This is a genomic window from Denitrificimonas halotolerans (genome assembly GCF_034259425.1).
GTDB lineage: Bacteria > Pseudomonadota > Gammaproteobacteria > Pseudomonadales > Pseudomonadaceae > Denitrificimonas > Denitrificimonas halotolerans.
Genome location: NZ_JAXIVU010000001.1, coordinates 282,855 through 297,795, shown reverse-complemented (window position 1 = coordinate 297,795; position 14,941 = coordinate 282,855). Strand labels below are relative to the sequence as shown.

Below are 14,941 nucleotides of genomic sequence, written 5' to 3'. Positions count from 1 at the left end.
GATGGTTAAAGCTTGCGCTTAGGTTGCGGGCCTCAGTTTGAGTTTACTGAAGTGCTAGTCTAGTGTCTTTACTTTAATGATATGTAAATATCTATCTGAGCGAGGGACTTGCCCCACAGGGATGGCTGAAGAACACACAGTAATACCTTCTTTGTACATTTGCTCGCGGTTGCCGGTTAATAGCGGGTGCCAACTGGGCAGTGCTTCACCACGATATATGCGTCGATAGGTGCAAGATTCAGGCAGCCAATTAAATTGAGGAATATTTTGTGGTGTCAGCTGGTTGCAATAAGGCACTTTGCTGAGGCGGTTTTTATAGTCACGGCAGCGGCTGGTTTTTAGGTCGAGTAAGTCGCACGCAATATTAAATACGGTGACTTGATTAGGTCCTACTTCACGAACTAAGCAACATTGGCCGCAACCATCACATAAAGCTTCCCACTCGGTTTTTGTGAGCTCATTAAGCGCATAATGTTTCCAAAATTCTTCTCGCATAGGGCTGTCTCGCTCTGTATTGGGCCATCTTTCATTAAAGGGTATATGGCAGCTTAAGTCTATTTTTAGAGCTGAAGCTTGCTAGTCGATTGCATTAAATTAATTTGGTTTTAATGATGTGTTGCTTTCTTCTGCGGCGTGGTACTTGGCTTGCAGGTACCGCTGTAGCGCAGACGGTAATGCCTTTACGTCGCATTTTATGACGCGTCCCGTTCAGTAGGGGGTGCCAATGAGGCAAAGGTTCACCGCGGTGGATTCGGCGGTAAGTGCATGACTCAGGTAGCCAGTTATAGTGTGGGATATTTTCGGCGGTCAGTTTATGGCAGTAAGGTACTTTTTTTAAGCGGTTTGAGTAGTCACTGCAGCGGCTGGTTGAGATATCTAAAAGCTCGCAGGCAATATTAAATACTGTGACTTTGTTGTCATTGACCTCACGCACAAGACAACATTGACCGCAGCCATCACATAAAGCCTCCCACTCTTTAGCATTGAGTTCTCCTAGTGAATAGTTTTCCCAGAAATTTTCACGCACAGTTTTTCATCCTCCTTTTTAGGCGTGATATTAGACGATAATTGATGTATTTAGTCTAGTTTCGTGATTTTTTGCGTATTTTCATGTGTTTTTTAAAGTGTGATTGATAGGGGGTGGGTTGAGCAAGTGGGGTGAGATTGTTTGGGTAGGCAGGCTAGGGGCATCTATATCTAGTAATGAGTGCATAAAACTGCTATCGGTATAGTCTCGCATATAATTAAAGGAGCAGTAATTATGAAAAAGATCCCCATGGTCATGTTGATGTTAGCTGGCTTGTCATCTTATGCAGTAGCTGATTGGGAATTGGTGAACGATGAATCGTCTTTACATTATGTATCTATTAAGAATACTCATGTTGCTGAAGTAAATAGTTTTGAAACTTTATCTGGCTCTATTACAGATGAAGGTAAGGTTGCCCTTGCTATTAATTTAGCCAGTGTTGCCACGGGGGTTCCTGTCCGTGATGAGCGCATGCAGAAAGTGCTTTTTGATGTGGCGCAATTTGCTGAAGCGAAAGTGACAGGACAGGTTGATTTAACAGCTGTTTCCGAGCTTGAAGTGGGGGCTACTTACACTGACTTAGTCAGTTTAAAACTGTCATTGCATGGTGTTGAAAAAGAAATTATGAGCGGAGTGAAGGTGACTCGATTGACGAATGATCGAGTACTAGTGGCTTCTTTAGAACCTGTTGTGCTTGATGCCAAGGACTTTAAACTGGTGGAAGGTATAGAGCAATTACGTGAAATGGCGAATTTGCCAAATATCAGTTTGGCGGTGCCTGTAACCTTCAGTCTTGTATTTAAAGGGTAGCAGTGGTTTTGCGCAGTGTGCAGTGTGTTGTATCGAGCATTGCATATTGCGCAGCTGCCTAACTGGGTTGGTACTGTCTGAGCATGTTGAGCTAAAAAACATCGGTATGAGTATTTGGCAGTCGCTAGGCCACTCCCCAAAAGAAGCAGCCTATAGTAGGTTAGACTTGGTTGGACTGTAGGTTTGCTTGTTTATTCATGTTTTGTGAAATGAGGCCAAGCCTAACCTTTGACGACCGCTAAGGGCTGTAGTTCAACTTCGATATTGACGAGATCAGCTTGGTTACTCATGACTTCATTAATGTCTTTATAAGAGCTAGGTGCCTCATCTAGATCTTTACGACTGCGAATGGCGTGTATGATGCCTTGTGCTTTGAGGGCTTTCACTTCTGTTTGTATGTCCAGCTGTTTACGTGCTTGAGCGCGGCTCATAATACGGCCAGCACCGTGTGCACATGATTGAAAAGACTGTGGTTCTCCTTTGCCTGTAACTAAAAAAGAGTGTGTGCCTTGTGAACCAGGAATCATTCCCCATTCACCTTTGCGAGCGCGCGTAGCACCTTTGCGGTGCACAATAACAGTTTCACCAAAGTGCTTTTCTTCGGCAGCAAAGTTGTGTGGTTTGTTAATAAAGTTGGAAAACTCAACTTCAGGAAGAACTTTGGTAAATGCATGTTTAATTCGCTCCATCATCAGTTGACGGTTGGCTAGAGCGAAGTCTAAACAGTAATTCATCTCGTTTTGGTATAAATCGAAATATTCGGATGACTCTGGTAGGTAGGCGAGGTCGGTGGATATATCTGCACCTGCGGCTAGATTCAATTTTTTGGCAACTTCATTGTAGTGGTTGGCAACGGTAAAACCGATATTACGTGAGCCAGAGTGCACCATAATCCAAATATAGCCGTCAGAACCTTGTTGGATTTCAATAAAGTGATTACCGCTACCAAGGGTGCCAATTTGATAAAGGGCATTGTCGAACTCTTGATCAACAATGGGTAAGCGCCCCGTGCGCTTAGGCATCCAAGACTCATCTTGTGGTTCATTATGGCGATTAAACCCCACAGGCACGGTTTTGCGAATGATTTGGATAATCTCTTTTAAATCATGAGTATTGATTTCTGTCAGACTGGTTTTCAGTGAGCACATACCGCAACCGATATCGACGCCAACCGCGTTGGGGATAATCACACCTTTGGTAGCTAGTACAGCGCCAATGGGCATGCCATAGCCTTGGTGGGTATCTGGCATAATGGCAATATGTTTAAAGGCAAAGGGCAGATTAGCTAGATTGCGCGCTTGTTCTAGAGCCCCCTTATCCATTTTCTCCTCGCTGAGCCACAGTTTGATTGGTAGGTTTTCGGTTTCAATTATTGCCTTTCCGTTAGTGCGCATAACATCTCCATAAAATGATGATTGATAGCGAAATAAGTTGATACAAACAGTGGCTCGTGACGTGATTTTACATAGATTGACAGTCTATCTCAGCTGCACTGTGCCACCGTCAGCCATCAGAGTTTGTCCCGTGATATAACGGCTGTCTTCGCTGAGTAAAAAAGCTACCACTGGGGCGATATCTTTTTCGGGATCGCCAAAGCGCTGTAGTGGAACTTTATTTGCTGATATTTCGTATTGCTCAGGAAAACGAGCTTTCCATGCTGCAACACCTTCAGTGAGTGCTTTAGGTGATACAACATTGACGCGAATATTGTCTTTAGCCCACTCGTTGGCTGCGACACGACTTAAGCCGCGGATGGCTTCTTTAGCTGCCGCGTAACTGGCTTGCATGGGATTTCCGCTGAGGGCGGCGCCGGAGCCAAAATTGACAATTGCACCTCCGGATTTAATCAGCTCTGGGTAGGCTGCCTGCATAAAATATAAAGTTGCGTCAAAACCTGTTCCAAATGATAAAGCCCAGTCTTCTTTTGTATGTTCCATAATAGGTTTTTGTATCGAAGCGTGAGCGTTGTTGACAAGGCCAGTGAGCTTACCAAAGGTGCGAACAGCTAATTGCACAGCTTGCTTGGCAGTGCTTGCACAAGACACATCGCCTTTTAAGAAAACAATTTGCTTCGGGTTACTTTGGGCGATAGCTAAGCCAGCTTGTTCGTTAATATCGACTGCAACAATGGATGCACCGCGTTGTGCCAATACTTTGGTTAAAGCCGCACCAATACCTGCTGCACCACCAGTGATAATGACGACTTGATTGTTTAAATCTTGCATTTTTCAACTCCCCTATGAAAAACATTATGTCTATGTCGATAGGACAAAGATCATAGATTTGGGTGTATATGGTTGTTTGGGAGGCCGCTCCTGAGCGTGATCTCAGTGAGTTAATGCCTATAAAACTCTGTTGCAAGATGGTTATATCACCATAGCGAGCTTTGTTGCGGCCCGCAAATGCAGTAGGGGGCTACTCAGATCAGTATAAAAAGTGCTTTAGACTATAGAATATTTTATATGAGGCTATAGTTTTTAGACTGCCGTATAAATCAAGCGTATGCGGCTAATGGAGAAGTATTATGAACCGTGGAACCCAGATTAACCTTTGGTATGTTCTTTTTGCAGTAATGGGTGTAGTGCTTTTGCGGGATATTTGGGTGCAGACCCAAACTGTGGAATCGATTCCTTATAGTCAGTTTGAGAGTTATTTAGAGCAGAATGTTATTGAAAGCGTTGTGATTGGTAGTACTTCAATTAAAGGCACTTTTAAGTCTGCACAAAATGGCAAGACGGGCTTTATCACGACACCGGTTCAGCCAGAGTTGGCTGACCGTTTAAATCAAACAGAAGTGACTTATGCTGGCGCAGTAGAGAATACTTGGTTTACTACACTCCTGTCGTGGGTGTTGCCAGCATTAATTTTTGTAGGCATTTGGTTGTTTTTAATTCGCCGTATGAGTGCAAAGCAAAGTATGGGCGGAATGATGTCCATCGGTAAAAGTAAGGCGAAAGTATATATTGAAAGCGACACTAATGTCAGTTTTTCCGATGTTGCAGGGGTGGATGAGGCTAAGGAAGAGTTGCAAGAGGTAATCGACTTTTTGAAAAATCCTAAAGAGTACGGCAGCCTTGGTGCGCGCATGCCTAAAGGAATCCTTTTAGTGGGACCACCAGGTACGGGAAAAACGTTATTAGCACGTGCTGTTGCGGGAGAAGCCGGTGTGCCATTTTTTTCTATTTCTGGCTCTGAGTTTGTGGAGATGTTTGTTGGGGTAGGCGCTGCAAGGGTGCGGGATTTGTTTGAACAGGCACGTAAAGCGGCCCCGGCTATTATCTTTATCGATGAGTTAGATGCTTTGGGTCGTGCTCGTGGTGCAGCAACGGCGCAAGGTGGTAATGAAGAGCGTGAGCAAACGTTGAACCAACTTCTTTCTGAATTGGATGGCTTTGATCCAAGCGAGGGTGTGGTATTGCTGTCAGCGACTAACCGTCCAGAAATTCTTGATCCTGCTTTATTACGTGCTGGGCGTTTTGATCGGCAAGTACTGGTGGATCGTCCTGATCGTGCTGGCCGGATACAAATTCTTAAAGTACATATGAAGAGAATCGTGCAGGCGGCGGATGTAATGCTGAAAGATATTGCTGCGTTAACCACAGGATTTTCTGGTGCTGATCTTGCCAACTTGGTTAACGAAGCTGCGCTATTGGCGACTCGGCGTCGTGCTAAAGAGGTCACTATGAAGGACTTTACGCATGCTATTGAGCGCATTGTTGCCGGCTTGGAAAAGCGTAACCGCCTGATTAATCCACGCGAGCGTCAGATTGTTGCTTACCATGAAATGGGGCACGCCTTGGTGAGTATGGCGCTGCCAAGTGGGGATAAGGTGCACAAAGTATCCATTATTCCGCGGGGTATTGGTGCACTAGGCTATACTATTCAACGCCCAACTGAAGATCGTTTTTTAATGACAGAAGCAGAGCTGCGCGACAAAATAGCCGTCTTGCTAGCGGGCCGTGCTGCAGAAAAACTAGTTTTTAATCATTTTTCTACAGGGGCAGCTGATGATTTGGTGCGGGCCACTGATATCGCTCGATCAATGGTGGCGCGCTATGGTATGGATAAACAGCTTGGGGGTGTCAGCTATGAAGCAGAGCGTAATAGTTATTTGGGCGGGCAGGAAGGTCGCACTTATTTAGAGCGCAGTTACAGTGAGGCGACCGCTGAGGCGTTGGATGCAGCAGTACGTAACTTACTGCAAGAGATTGCAGAACAAACTTTGACTATTCTTGCTGATAATCGTGAAGTACTGAATAGGGCGGCAGCGCGTTTACTTGAGGTGGAAACCTTAGATGAAACGGCGTTGTATGAGCTGACTCATGATTTGCGAACAGTGGAGGGACAAACTAAGGTAGAGCAGTAGTAGCTGCGCATCTGAGTTCAAAGTAGATGATTTCTGCAGTATTTAGATTGTTGGGGTTTGATGTGCAGGAGGATGAGAGTGACCTGCTATAGTCTTAAATAGATACATCATGGAGATGATGTATTGACCTAGCACGGTTATATATTCCATTTAATCTGCTATGGTCACATAACAATAAGCAGACAGGAGTTATATATGTACTATGTAGACATGCCCAGCTATGAGGAAATCGGCGATCTCAATTTGGTGCGCTCTGAAGCCTGTGTTTCTATTTATTTACCAACCACTCCAGTCAGTCGAGAGACGGATAAGAGTCGTTTGACTTTAGGTAATCTAGTTAAGCAGGCCGCTGCTCAGCTTGCAGACGCTGGAGTAGAAAAACAACGTATTGAAGCTATACGTGAGCAGTTTTCTGACTTGTTGGATGATGATGAATTTTGGAATCATCAAGCTAATAGTTTAGCTATCTTGGCTACACCTGAGTCATTACGCACCTATCGTATGGCCAATAAACTAACTGATATTCTTGAAGTGTCAGATCGTTTCCATTTAAAGCCTTTATTACGTGCGGTAACTTTTCCACATGCTGCGCATATTTTGGCTTTGTCAGAAAATGCTGTGCGCTTAATTGAAGTATCAGCTGACCTGCCAGCGCGTGAAATCAACGTGCATAATTTGCCTACCGATGCTGCCACTGCCGGTGGTAAGGCTACGAATAAAGATTATTCAGGTACAGGGCATCGCCATGGTTCACAAGGGCAGAATTTTTACCTGAGCCGTTATATTCGTCAGGTCGATGCAGCATTGCGACCGATGTTAGCAGGGTCAGATTTGCCATTGATTTTGGCAACAACTAAACCCTTAGAGTCGCTCTTTCGTTCATTAAGTGTGCTACCCGCATTAAGGGATATTATTTCAGGTAATCCAGAACGCTTAACTGAGTCTGAGCTGGCAGCAGCAGCCCGTCCAGTTCTGGATGCACACTATGCTGAACAAGTGCAAGACTTCCATCGCTTATTTGAGGAGCGTGCTGGTCAGCAGCGTACCACTACAGATATTTCTGATGCAGCACGCTTGGCAACGTTCGGTGGTATTGATCGCTTGCTCGTTGATATTGATGGGGTAATTGAAGGTACTATTGATGAGGAAACCGGTATGGTTTCTTTTGCGGCGGAAGGAAGTGCAGTGAACTACGGCATTGTCGATGAGATTACTGGTCGTGCTTTACGTACAGGTGCCAAGGTCATGGCAGTACGTAAAAGTGATATTCCAGGAGGGCAGGATCTCGCAGTCATCTCGCGCTATCCTATTTGAATCAAGAGAACTGTGGCCCCGCTAGAAGATACTTGATATAGCGGGGCCTTCGTGGGACTGCTGTTTGGGGTGTCACCTGGTGGTTAGGTAAGCTCGCAACGATTGCTTCGTGAGGTTTGATGTACGAACATCAGCGCATGAAACTGTGAAGCTTAATGTTTCGAGTGAGAGTATTGTGTTCAATTTTGAGTTGGTATGCGAGCATTCAGTCGACGTGCTACCCCGCGGTGGTAGAGCCAGGCTAGGGTAGGGCGAATTACAGGTAAACCAATCAGCCAAGAGATAGGTTTCAGTAAGGGCACGCGGGACATAAGTAAAATGTAAGCGGCTATTTCTGTATGAATTTGACCTTGATCGTCTTTGATATGCAGTTCATGCAGAGCTTTGTTTGGATCTATACCTATCTGGCGTAGTGATTCATCGCGGTCGGTAATATCGAACCACTCTACACTGTTCTCTGTTCGACCTTCTAGTTTTTCATACCAACGGCGATCACGCACGCAAATAGGGCATGCCCCATCATAAAAAACAATCAGTTTATCGGTTGAGTTTAACATCGGTCTAAGCCTCGGTAGCAGATCGATAGAGTGTATGACCTTAGCACAACCTTATTTTTAGTGTGAAATAGTAAAGGTGTTTGTTGTGTTGAGTGCGATATTTCTAGGTTAAGTTATATAAATAGGTTCTTAATGTTAATGGTTATTATTAATTTCTTATTTTTGGTTTAATTTCGACTGTTGTTTCGTATATAAAATTGAACGTTTTAGGGTAAATTTTTTACTTTGGTTGTATAATTAATTTTAAAACTTATTCGTGTTGTAATAATCTATTACTGTACACTGCAGATTGCAGAGTGGGTTTTACTCAGTAATCTGAGTTCATTCAATAGTAAGTGAGGAAATATCATGGCTGATCAAAGTCGTCGTAAATTTATGCGCAGTAGCTTGTTGGGTATTGCTGCTATTCCATTTGGAGCAAGCCTTCTATCTCAGCGTGCATTCGCTCAAGAACTTACGCCGCTCGAACCTACTAACCCTATGGCGCAAGCTCTGAACTACGTTAAAGTGGCAGAAGAAGGAAGTGATAATCCATCCTACAAAGCTGGCAGTAAATGTTCTAACTGCATGTTCTTCCAAGAAGGAAGCAATGGTTGCCAACTGTTCCCACAGAACAGTGTTGAGCCTGAAGGTTGGTGCCAGTCTTGGGTGCAGAAGCCTTAACTAAAACGCTCGATCTTTAAAAAGCCGTGGCATTAAGCACATATGTGTTGCTACGGCTTTTTTGTGTCTGGATGATAGAGGTGTTTGCTATCTAAAGATGTTTTGTGCATTGAGACTCTCTCCTAGTAGTGAGTATTGCGCTGCGTCATGCAAAATCTTAGCTGTATTGCTTAATCTAATAAGATGTAGTTTGTAGGAAAATCAGGAGCAGTAAAATGTTTTCACTAAAAGGTCAGGTCGCAATTGTAACCGGTGGTGCACATGGTATTGGTAAAGGTATTGCTGCGGTGCTAGCGAAAGCTGGAGCACAGGTGGTGATTGCAGATATTGATGTTGTGGCAGGTCAGCAAACAGCGCAAGAGATAGGCGCTGTATTTGAAGCTTTGAACGTGGTTGATAAGGTTGCTTGCCAAACAGTTGTGGATCGTGTGCTAGGGCGCTACGGTCAATTAGATATTCTTTGCTCTAATACTGGGATTTTCCCGCAGGCTAATTTAGAAACGATGACAGTAGAAAATTGGGAGCAGATGATGAACGTCAATCTGCGCAGTACGTTTTTTATGGTTCAGGCGGTATTGCCAGCGATGCGTCAGCGTAAATATGGACGAATTGTTATTACATCTTCCATTACTGGGGCCGTAACAGGTTATCCAGGTTGGTCGCATTATGCTGCAAGCAAGGCTGGTCAGTTGGGCTTCATGCGTTCAGCAGCTTTAGAATGTGCTCGTGAAGGAATCACTATTAACGCAGTGATGCCGGGTAATATTCGTACTGCAGGGCTGGAGGCTCAAGGTGAGGCTTATTTAAAAGAAATGGCTGACTCTATTCCAGTCAAAAGCTTGGGGGAGCCGGAAGATATTGGTCACGCAGCGTGTTTTTTAGCTTCGTCAGAAGCACGTTTTATTACTGGTCAAACGATTATTGTCGATGGTGGGCAGATTTTGCCAGAGTCTTTTGAGGCGATACTGTAACCTAGATAGCATATATTAAATATGCTGTATCCGCTGAGTTCATTTCATATGCTAAAGGCTAGTTATATGGAATGTGATTTTAATTTTTTTAGTTTCTGGTTTTATAAATTAAGTGTATTTTATTCTGAATATTGATTTTTATATAAAATACAGCTTGATGGTTATTTAACACTGGGAATATATCAGGTTATACTTTATTTTAACGATTATGCCTTTTGATAGTTCAAGTGTGTTGCGCATATAATGAGTAAGAATAAAAGGAGTTAACCAATGAATAAAAACTGGTTATGGGTAGGATTACTCACTCCATGCATGCTTTGGGCTAGTGATGCTGACATTAAAGAAGTTATAAGCGAAGCAGCACAAGCTTATGAGAGTGGTCAGTTATCCCACGCTGCTGCTCAGTTTGACTATGCAGCTACTTTAATTCGCCAGCAGCAAGCGGGCGAATTGGGAGCATTATTTCCAGAGCCTCTAGTAGGTTGGACAGCCAAGGAAGCCGATAGCCAAGCTGGTTCTGCAGCATTTTTTGGTGGTGGGGTTAATGCCAGTCGTGAGTATCATAAAGGTGATGCTAGTTTAAAAATCAGCATCACGAAAGACTCACCCTTACTACAAGCAGTAGGAATGCTATTTAGCAATCCTAGCATGGCAAGTATGAGTGGTTACAAGCAAAAACGAATTAATGGTCATACTGCTGTAGTGAAGTTGGAAGAACGAAACCAAGAGCTCCAAATGATGGTGAATAATACGATTCTTATTCAGCTTAATGGTAGAGGTGTTAGCGAAACAGAACTGTTGGCTTATGCTGAGGCTCTTGATATAGAAGCGATTAGTCAACGTTAAGTGAAACACCGTTAGTCGGTATTTAAAATATAGATAGGTAGGCTGCAAAGAGGGTGTATGAGGCCGAGGTCAACGAAGTAGGTTGTCCTCGGTTCTTATTTTATAGTCCAGAAGTATGCGTGATTTCAATTTCAGCGTGCTAGGTGGATTTACATAATAATCTGATACAGGTTGTTGGTTGTTTTCAATTAAATGCATAGTTGAAAAAATACACCTGAATTCATTTATTGGTTGGTTGAACAGTCACCAGATGCAACGATTTATGCTGATACAGAAGGCAGCATTCGCTTATGGAGCGTAGCAGCAGAAAAATGTTTGGTTATTCTGTTGAGCAAGCGCTTGGGCAAGGTACCGTGGTGCAGGCATGAGATATCAGCGAGCGCTATGAGGCCGAGTGGGCCACTCGACTGCGGCTGAAAGAATTTGCGCAACAAGTTGCTGGTAAGTGAAGGTTCGGAAAGTATAGCTTTATGCCTGTTTAGGTCTTCTGGTACTGGAGTAACGAGAAGACCTGTGTTGGCAGTGTGGTCCGACCGTGCAGAGAGTCTCTTTTGAGTTTGCAGTGACGAGCCTATTATTTTTTAGTGGCTAGAATAAAGCAATTTCTGCTTTGTCTAAGGAGCGATATTCACCAGGAGCAAGGTTTTCATCAAGCTTTAACTGGCCTACTTGCTCGCGGTGTAGTTGCTCTACTTTATTGCCTATTGCTGCGAACATGCGTCGTACTTGGTGATAGCGGCCCTCATGTACATGAACTAAGGCTTCGTACTCATTGACGATATCTAATACAGCAGGTGCAGTCAGTGTTTCTTCACCGCGTAACTGCAGGCCTGTTGCAAATGCTTCGGCATCGTCCTCAGTAATGGGGTCGGCTAACCAAGCGCGATATACTTTGGTGCATTGGTATTTAGGTGATGTGATGCGGTGTGACCACTTACCGTCATCTGTGATCAGTAATAAACCAGATGTGTCTAGGTCAAGGCGGCCTACAGTGTGCAATTTACTTGGATTGGGCACGTCTAAGTAAGAGAATACTGTGCGGTGTAGTCCATCATCGTTAGCACATACACAGTCCAGAGGCTTATTCATCATAAGATAAGTAGGACCGCTAAGTTCTAAGCGAGTTTCATTCCAAATAACTTCGGCGCCAGAGGGGACTTTAAAGGCTGATTTTTTTTGTTGTACACCGTTAACTGTTACTGTTTCTTTTTGTAGTATTCGGGTCGCATCTTTCCGGCTCATCCCGGTTGTTTCAGATAAAAATCGATCAAGCCGCATAGGTCTTTAGCCTTCTCAAATGTATATGGTGGGTATTATAACGTACCTGGTTGTAGTAGATATGGTATGGCTATTTTTTCAGCGGTGCTTTATTCCCTAGTGTGTTAAACTCGGGGCTTTATTTTCACGCACTTTGTGCGTAAAACAAACTGTTAAGTTTCTGTGCAGTATGTTGCCGCTTATGTTTTTTTGATGACATGATGTGGTTTTATTTTCTTTGATGATGGGGACGATGCAGCGTGAAACCAGTAAAGGTAGGAATCTGTGGTTTAGGCACCGTTGGCGGTGGTACTTTTAATGTTCTTAAGCGTAATGCTGAAGAAATTTCACGGCGTGCAGGCCGTCAAATTGAGGTAGTGCAAGTCGCTTCCCGCACTATTAACCCTGACTGTGACACCAGTACTACCGAAGTGGTAGATGATGTTTTCGCTATCGTTGATAACCCTGAAATTGAGATCGTTGTTGAGCTAATTGGTGGTGAAACCTTAGCTAAAGAGATTGTCTTGCGTGCCATTGAAAATGGTAAACACGTTGTTACTGCAAACAAAGCGCTATTGGCAGTGCACGGGAATGAAATTTTTGCTCGGGCTCGGGCGCGTGGTGTAATGGTTGGTTTTGAAGCTGCTGTTGCTGGCGGTATTCCTGTAATTAAAGCTATTCGTGAAGGTTTGGCTGGCAACCGTATTAACTGGTTGACGGGGATTATTAACGGTACCGGTAATTTTATTCTCAGTGAGATGCGGGAAAAAGGACGCACCTTCGAAGACGTTCTGCAGGAAGCACAAGAGCTTGGTTATGCAGAAGCGGATCCGACATTTGATGTTGAAGGAATTGATGCGGCGCATAAGCTCACAATTTTAGCGTCTATTGCTTTTGGCATTCCTTTACAATTTGAAAAAGCTTATACCGAAGGTATTACTCAGCTGACGACAGCCGATGTGAATTATGCGGAAGCTCTAGGTTATCGTATTAAACATTTAGGTATTGCGCGTCGCACTGATTTAGGAATTGAGTTACGTGTACACCCTACCTTGATTCCTGAAGATCGATTATTAGCTAATGTCAATGGTGTGATGAACGCCGTTATGGTGAATGGGGATGCAGTAGGTAGCACGCTTTATTATGGTGCGGGCGCAGGTATGGAGCCAACAGCTTCGGCTGTTATTGCTGATATTATTGATGTCATGCGTTCTATGACGGTCTTGCCTGCAGATCAAGTGCCAGCGTTGGGGTTTCAAGCCGATCAGTTGTCTGAACACCCGATTTTAGCAATTGATGAGTGTGAGAGTGCTTATTACTTACGTATTCAGGCTAAAGATCATCCCGGTGTTTTGGCGCAAGTGGCGAGTATTATGTCGGTGCGTGGGATCAATATTGAGTCCATTATGCAAAAGGAAGCAGATGAAGTTGATGGAGCAATCCCAATGATCCTGTTAACTCATCGAGTGGAAGAACAACGTATTAATGATGCAATTCTGGCTTTAGAGGCATTGGATACAGTGCAAGAGCCAGTGGTACGGATTCGTGTTGAGCAGTTAAATTAATTTAAAGTTAAGCGACTCTGAGAAAGGTTGTTACCTATGCGTTATATAAGCACGCGGGGCCAGGCTCCTGCGTTAAATTTTGAAGATGTACTGTTAACTGGTTTAGCCAGTGATGGCGGTTTGTATGTGCCAGAAAATTTGCCACGCTTTACAGTTGAGGAAATTGCTTCTTGGGCTGACTTGCCTTACTACGAGTTAGCTTTTCGAGTAATGCGTCCCTTTGTAGCAGGTTGTATTGAAGATGCTGACTTTAAAGCGATTCTGAAAGACACATATAGTGTGTTTGAGCACAGTGCTGTGGCTCCTTTGCGCCAGTTGGATGGTAATGAGTGGGTGATGGAATTGTTCCATGGTCCAACTTTGGCCTTTAAAGACTTTGCTTTGCAGTTGCTCGGTCGTTTGTTGGATCATGTGCTCACTAAGCGTAATGAGCGTGTGGTGATTATGGGTGCCACATCCGGTGATACAGGTTCTGCTGCGATTGAGGGCTGTCGTCATTGTGAAAATGTAGATATTTTTATTTTGCATCCGCATCAGCGCGTATCTGAGGTGCAGCGGCGCCAGATGACGAGTGCGTTGAGCGATAATATTCATAATATTGCAGTAGAAGGGAACTTTGACGACTGTCAGGAGATGGTTAAGGCTAGTTTTGCTGATCAATCATTCTTGAAGGGCACGCGTTTAGTGGCGGTTAACTCGATTAACTGGGCGCGTATTATGGCGCAGATTGTGTACTATTTTTATGCGGCAATTCAGCTCGGCGGCCCACAGCGCTCGGTATCCTTCTCGGTACCAACAGGTAACTTTGGTGATATTTTTGCCGGTTATTTGGCGCGTAACATGGGGCTCCCTGTTAATCAGTTGATTGTAGCGACTAACCGTAACGATATTTTACACCGTTTTATGAGTGGCAATCGTTACAATAAGGATGAGTTGCATCCGACATTGTCACCGTCCATGGATATTATGGTGTCATCAAACTTCGAACGTTTATTGTTTGATATGCATGGTCGTGACGGTGCTAAGGTTGCTGAATTAATGGATCATTTCCGTGCTACTGGTGAAATGAGCGTTGCTGAAGAGCGCTGGACAGAAACCCGAAAGCTGTTTGACTCCTTAGCAGTGGATGATGAGCAGACGTGTGCAACTATTGCTGAAGTTTATGCGCAGACTGGTGAATTGCTTGATCCGCACACAGCGATTGGTGTGCGCGCGGCTCGCGAGTGTCGTCGTAGTTTGGCTACACCAATGGTAACTTTGGGTACTGCGCATCCAGTTAAGTTTCCAGAAGCTGTAGAGAAAGCGGTACCTGGTGCAGCTCCACGTTTGCCAGCACATATGGCTGACTTATTTGAGCGTGAAGAGCGTTGCACTGTGTTGGCTAATGATTTGGTGGTGGTACAAGATTTTGTCACTCAGCATGGTAACCGTGGTAGGCCGCTTTAGATTTGAGCTAGGGTAGGTATATAGCTTAAGTAGGTTACGCAAATAGACCCCGAAAAGTTAAATTGATTTTTCGGGGTTTTTTGTTGTTCGGTTTTCTTGTGTTGGGTAGGCGTTAGTAT

14 protein-coding genes are annotated in these 14,941 nt (G+C 44.1%); 8 read left to right on the top strand and 6 right to left on the bottom strand.

The window, feature by feature from the left end; all coding sequences use genetic code 11:
* Window positions 1-54: 54 nt before the first annotated feature.
* Entirely contained in the window at window positions 55-495 is a 441-nt protein-coding gene (locus TOI97_RS01390; protein ID WP_321552329.1) for a YcgN family cysteine cluster protein, read from the bottom strand.
* A 94-nt stretch (window positions 496-589) separates the two neighbouring features.
* On the bottom strand, window positions 590-1,027 hold the full coding sequence (locus TOI97_RS01385) for a YcgN family cysteine cluster protein (protein WP_321552328.1): 438 nt from the start codon (window positions 1,025-1,027) through the stop codon (window positions 590-592).
* Between the two features lie 234 nt (window positions 1,028-1,261).
* Between TOI97_RS01385 and TOI97_RS01380 the strand changes: the two genes are divergently transcribed.
* Window positions 1,262-1,837: a YceI family protein gene (locus TOI97_RS01380; protein ID WP_321552327.1), complete on the top strand. Its 576-nt coding sequence runs from the start codon at window positions 1,262-1,264 to the stop codon at window positions 1,835-1,837.
* Window positions 1,838-2,058: 221 nt separating this feature from the next.
* On the opposite strand, the gene TOI97_RS01375 is transcribed toward TOI97_RS01380, so the two are convergent.
* Both TOI97_RS01375 and TOI97_RS01370 read right to left on the bottom strand, forming a co-directional pair.
* Window positions 2,059-3,231: an RtcB family protein gene (locus TOI97_RS01375; RefSeq protein ID WP_321552326.1), complete on the bottom strand. Its 1,173-nt coding sequence runs from the start codon at window positions 3,229-3,231 to the stop codon at window positions 2,059-2,061.
* A gap of 84 nt (window positions 3,232-3,315) precedes the next feature.
* Window positions 3,316-4,062: an SDR family NAD(P)-dependent oxidoreductase gene (locus TOI97_RS01370; protein ID WP_321552325.1), complete on the bottom strand. Its 747-nt coding sequence runs from the start codon at window positions 4,060-4,062 to the stop codon at window positions 3,316-3,318.
* Window positions 4,063-4,361: 299 nt separating this feature from the next.
* On the opposite strand from TOI97_RS01370, the gene ftsH reads away from it, so the two are divergent.
* The gene (gene ftsH, locus TOI97_RS01365; protein ID WP_321552324.1) at window positions 4,362-6,203 is read left to right on the top strand and encodes an ATP-dependent zinc metalloprotease FtsH; all 1,842 of its coding nucleotides are present in this window, start codon (window positions 4,362-4,364) and stop codon (window positions 6,201-6,203) included.
* Window positions 6,204-6,398: 195 nt separating this feature from the next.
* Window positions 6,399-7,517: a baeRF11 domain-containing protein gene (locus TOI97_RS01360; protein ID WP_321552323.1), complete on the top strand. Its 1,119-nt coding sequence runs from the start codon at window positions 6,399-6,401 to the stop codon at window positions 7,515-7,517.
* Between the two features lie 179 nt (window positions 7,518-7,696).
* On the opposite strand, the gene TOI97_RS01355 is transcribed toward TOI97_RS01360, so the two are convergent.
* Window positions 7,697-8,074: a thiol-disulfide oxidoreductase DCC family protein gene (locus TOI97_RS01355; protein ID WP_321552322.1), complete on the bottom strand. Its 378-nt coding sequence runs from the start codon at window positions 8,072-8,074 to the stop codon at window positions 7,697-7,699.
* A 348-nt stretch (window positions 8,075-8,422) separates the two neighbouring features.
* Between TOI97_RS01355 and TOI97_RS01350 the strand changes: the two genes are divergently transcribed.
* The 3 genes from TOI97_RS01350 (at window position 8,423) to TOI97_RS01340 (ending at window position 10,554) form a co-directional block, all read left to right on the top strand.
* Window positions 8,423-8,737, top strand: coding sequence for a high-potential iron-sulfur protein (locus tag TOI97_RS01350; RefSeq protein ID WP_321552321.1), 315 nt, complete (start codon window positions 8,423-8,425; stop codon window positions 8,735-8,737).
* Window positions 8,738-8,952: 215 nt separating this feature from the next.
* The gene (fabG, locus tag TOI97_RS01345; RefSeq protein ID WP_321552320.1) at window positions 8,953-9,708 is read left to right on the top strand and encodes a 3-oxoacyl-ACP reductase FabG; all 756 of its coding nucleotides are present in this window, start codon (window positions 8,953-8,955) and stop codon (window positions 9,706-9,708) included.
* Between the two features lie 270 nt (window positions 9,709-9,978).
* Window positions 9,979-10,554 (top strand): hypothetical protein, encoded by a 576-nt coding sequence (locus TOI97_RS01340; RefSeq protein ID WP_321552319.1) that lies wholly within the window; start codon window positions 9,979-9,981, stop codon window positions 10,552-10,554.
* 588 nt (window positions 10,555-11,142) lie between these two features.
* On the opposite strand, the gene TOI97_RS01335 is transcribed toward TOI97_RS01340, so the two are convergent.
* A complete protein-coding gene (locus tag TOI97_RS01335; RefSeq protein WP_321552318.1) occupies window positions 11,143-11,796 on the bottom strand; it encodes a pseudouridine synthase in 654 nt (217 codons plus the stop codon).
* 275 nt (window positions 11,797-12,071) lie between these two features.
* Here TOI97_RS01335 and TOI97_RS01330 point away from each other — a divergent pair, with 275 nt between their 5' ends.
* Both TOI97_RS01330 and thrC read left to right on the top strand, forming a co-directional pair.
* Window positions 12,072-13,376 carry a homoserine dehydrogenase gene (locus TOI97_RS01330; protein WP_321552317.1) on the top strand — a complete coding sequence of 435 codons (1,305 nt, stop codon included), beginning with the start codon at window positions 12,072-12,074 and terminating at the stop codon, window positions 13,374-13,376.
* 36 nt (window positions 13,377-13,412) lie between these two features.
* Window positions 13,413-14,822: a threonine synthase gene (gene thrC / locus TOI97_RS01325; protein ID WP_321552316.1), complete on the top strand. Its 1,410-nt coding sequence runs from the start codon at window positions 13,413-13,415 to the stop codon at window positions 14,820-14,822.
* Window positions 14,823-14,941: the final 119 nt, after the last annotated feature.

Coding starts and splice junctions, on each gene's coding strand:
- TOI97_RS01390 (WP_321552329.1), bottom strand. CDS start 495: ATGCGAGAAGAATTTTGGAAACATTATGCGCTTAATGAGCTCACAAAA.
- TOI97_RS01380 (WP_321552327.1), top strand. CDS start 1,262: ATGAAAAAGATCCCCATGGTCATGTTGATGTTAGCTGGCTTGTCATCT.
- TOI97_RS01375 (WP_321552326.1), bottom strand. CDS start 3,231: ATGCGCACTAACGGAAAGGCAATAATTGAAACCGAAAACCTACCAATC.
- TOI97_RS01370 (WP_321552325.1), bottom strand. CDS start 4,062: ATGCAAGATTTAAACAATCAAGTCGTCATTATCACTGGTGGTGCAGCA.
- ftsH (WP_321552324.1), top strand. CDS start 4,362: ATGAACCGTGGAACCCAGATTAACCTTTGGTATGTTCTTTTTGCAGTA.
- TOI97_RS01360 (WP_321552323.1), top strand. CDS start 6,399: ATGTACTATGTAGACATGCCCAGCTATGAGGAAATCGGCGATCTCAAT.
- TOI97_RS01355 (WP_321552322.1), bottom strand. CDS start 8,074: ATGTTAAACTCAACCGATAAACTGATTGTTTTTTATGATGGGGCATGC.
- TOI97_RS01350 (WP_321552321.1), top strand. CDS start 8,423: ATGGCTGATCAAAGTCGTCGTAAATTTATGCGCAGTAGCTTGTTGGGT.
- fabG (WP_321552320.1), top strand. CDS start 8,953: ATGTTTTCACTAAAAGGTCAGGTCGCAATTGTAACCGGTGGTGCACAT.
- TOI97_RS01340 (WP_321552319.1), top strand. CDS start 9,979: ATGAATAAAAACTGGTTATGGGTAGGATTACTCACTCCATGCATGCTT.
- TOI97_RS01335 (WP_321552318.1), bottom strand. CDS start 11,796: ATGAGCCGGAAAGATGCGACCCGAATACTACAAAAAGAAACAGTAACA.
- thrC (WP_321552316.1), top strand. CDS start 13,413: ATGCGTTATATAAGCACGCGGGGCCAGGCTCCTGCGTTAAATTTTGAA.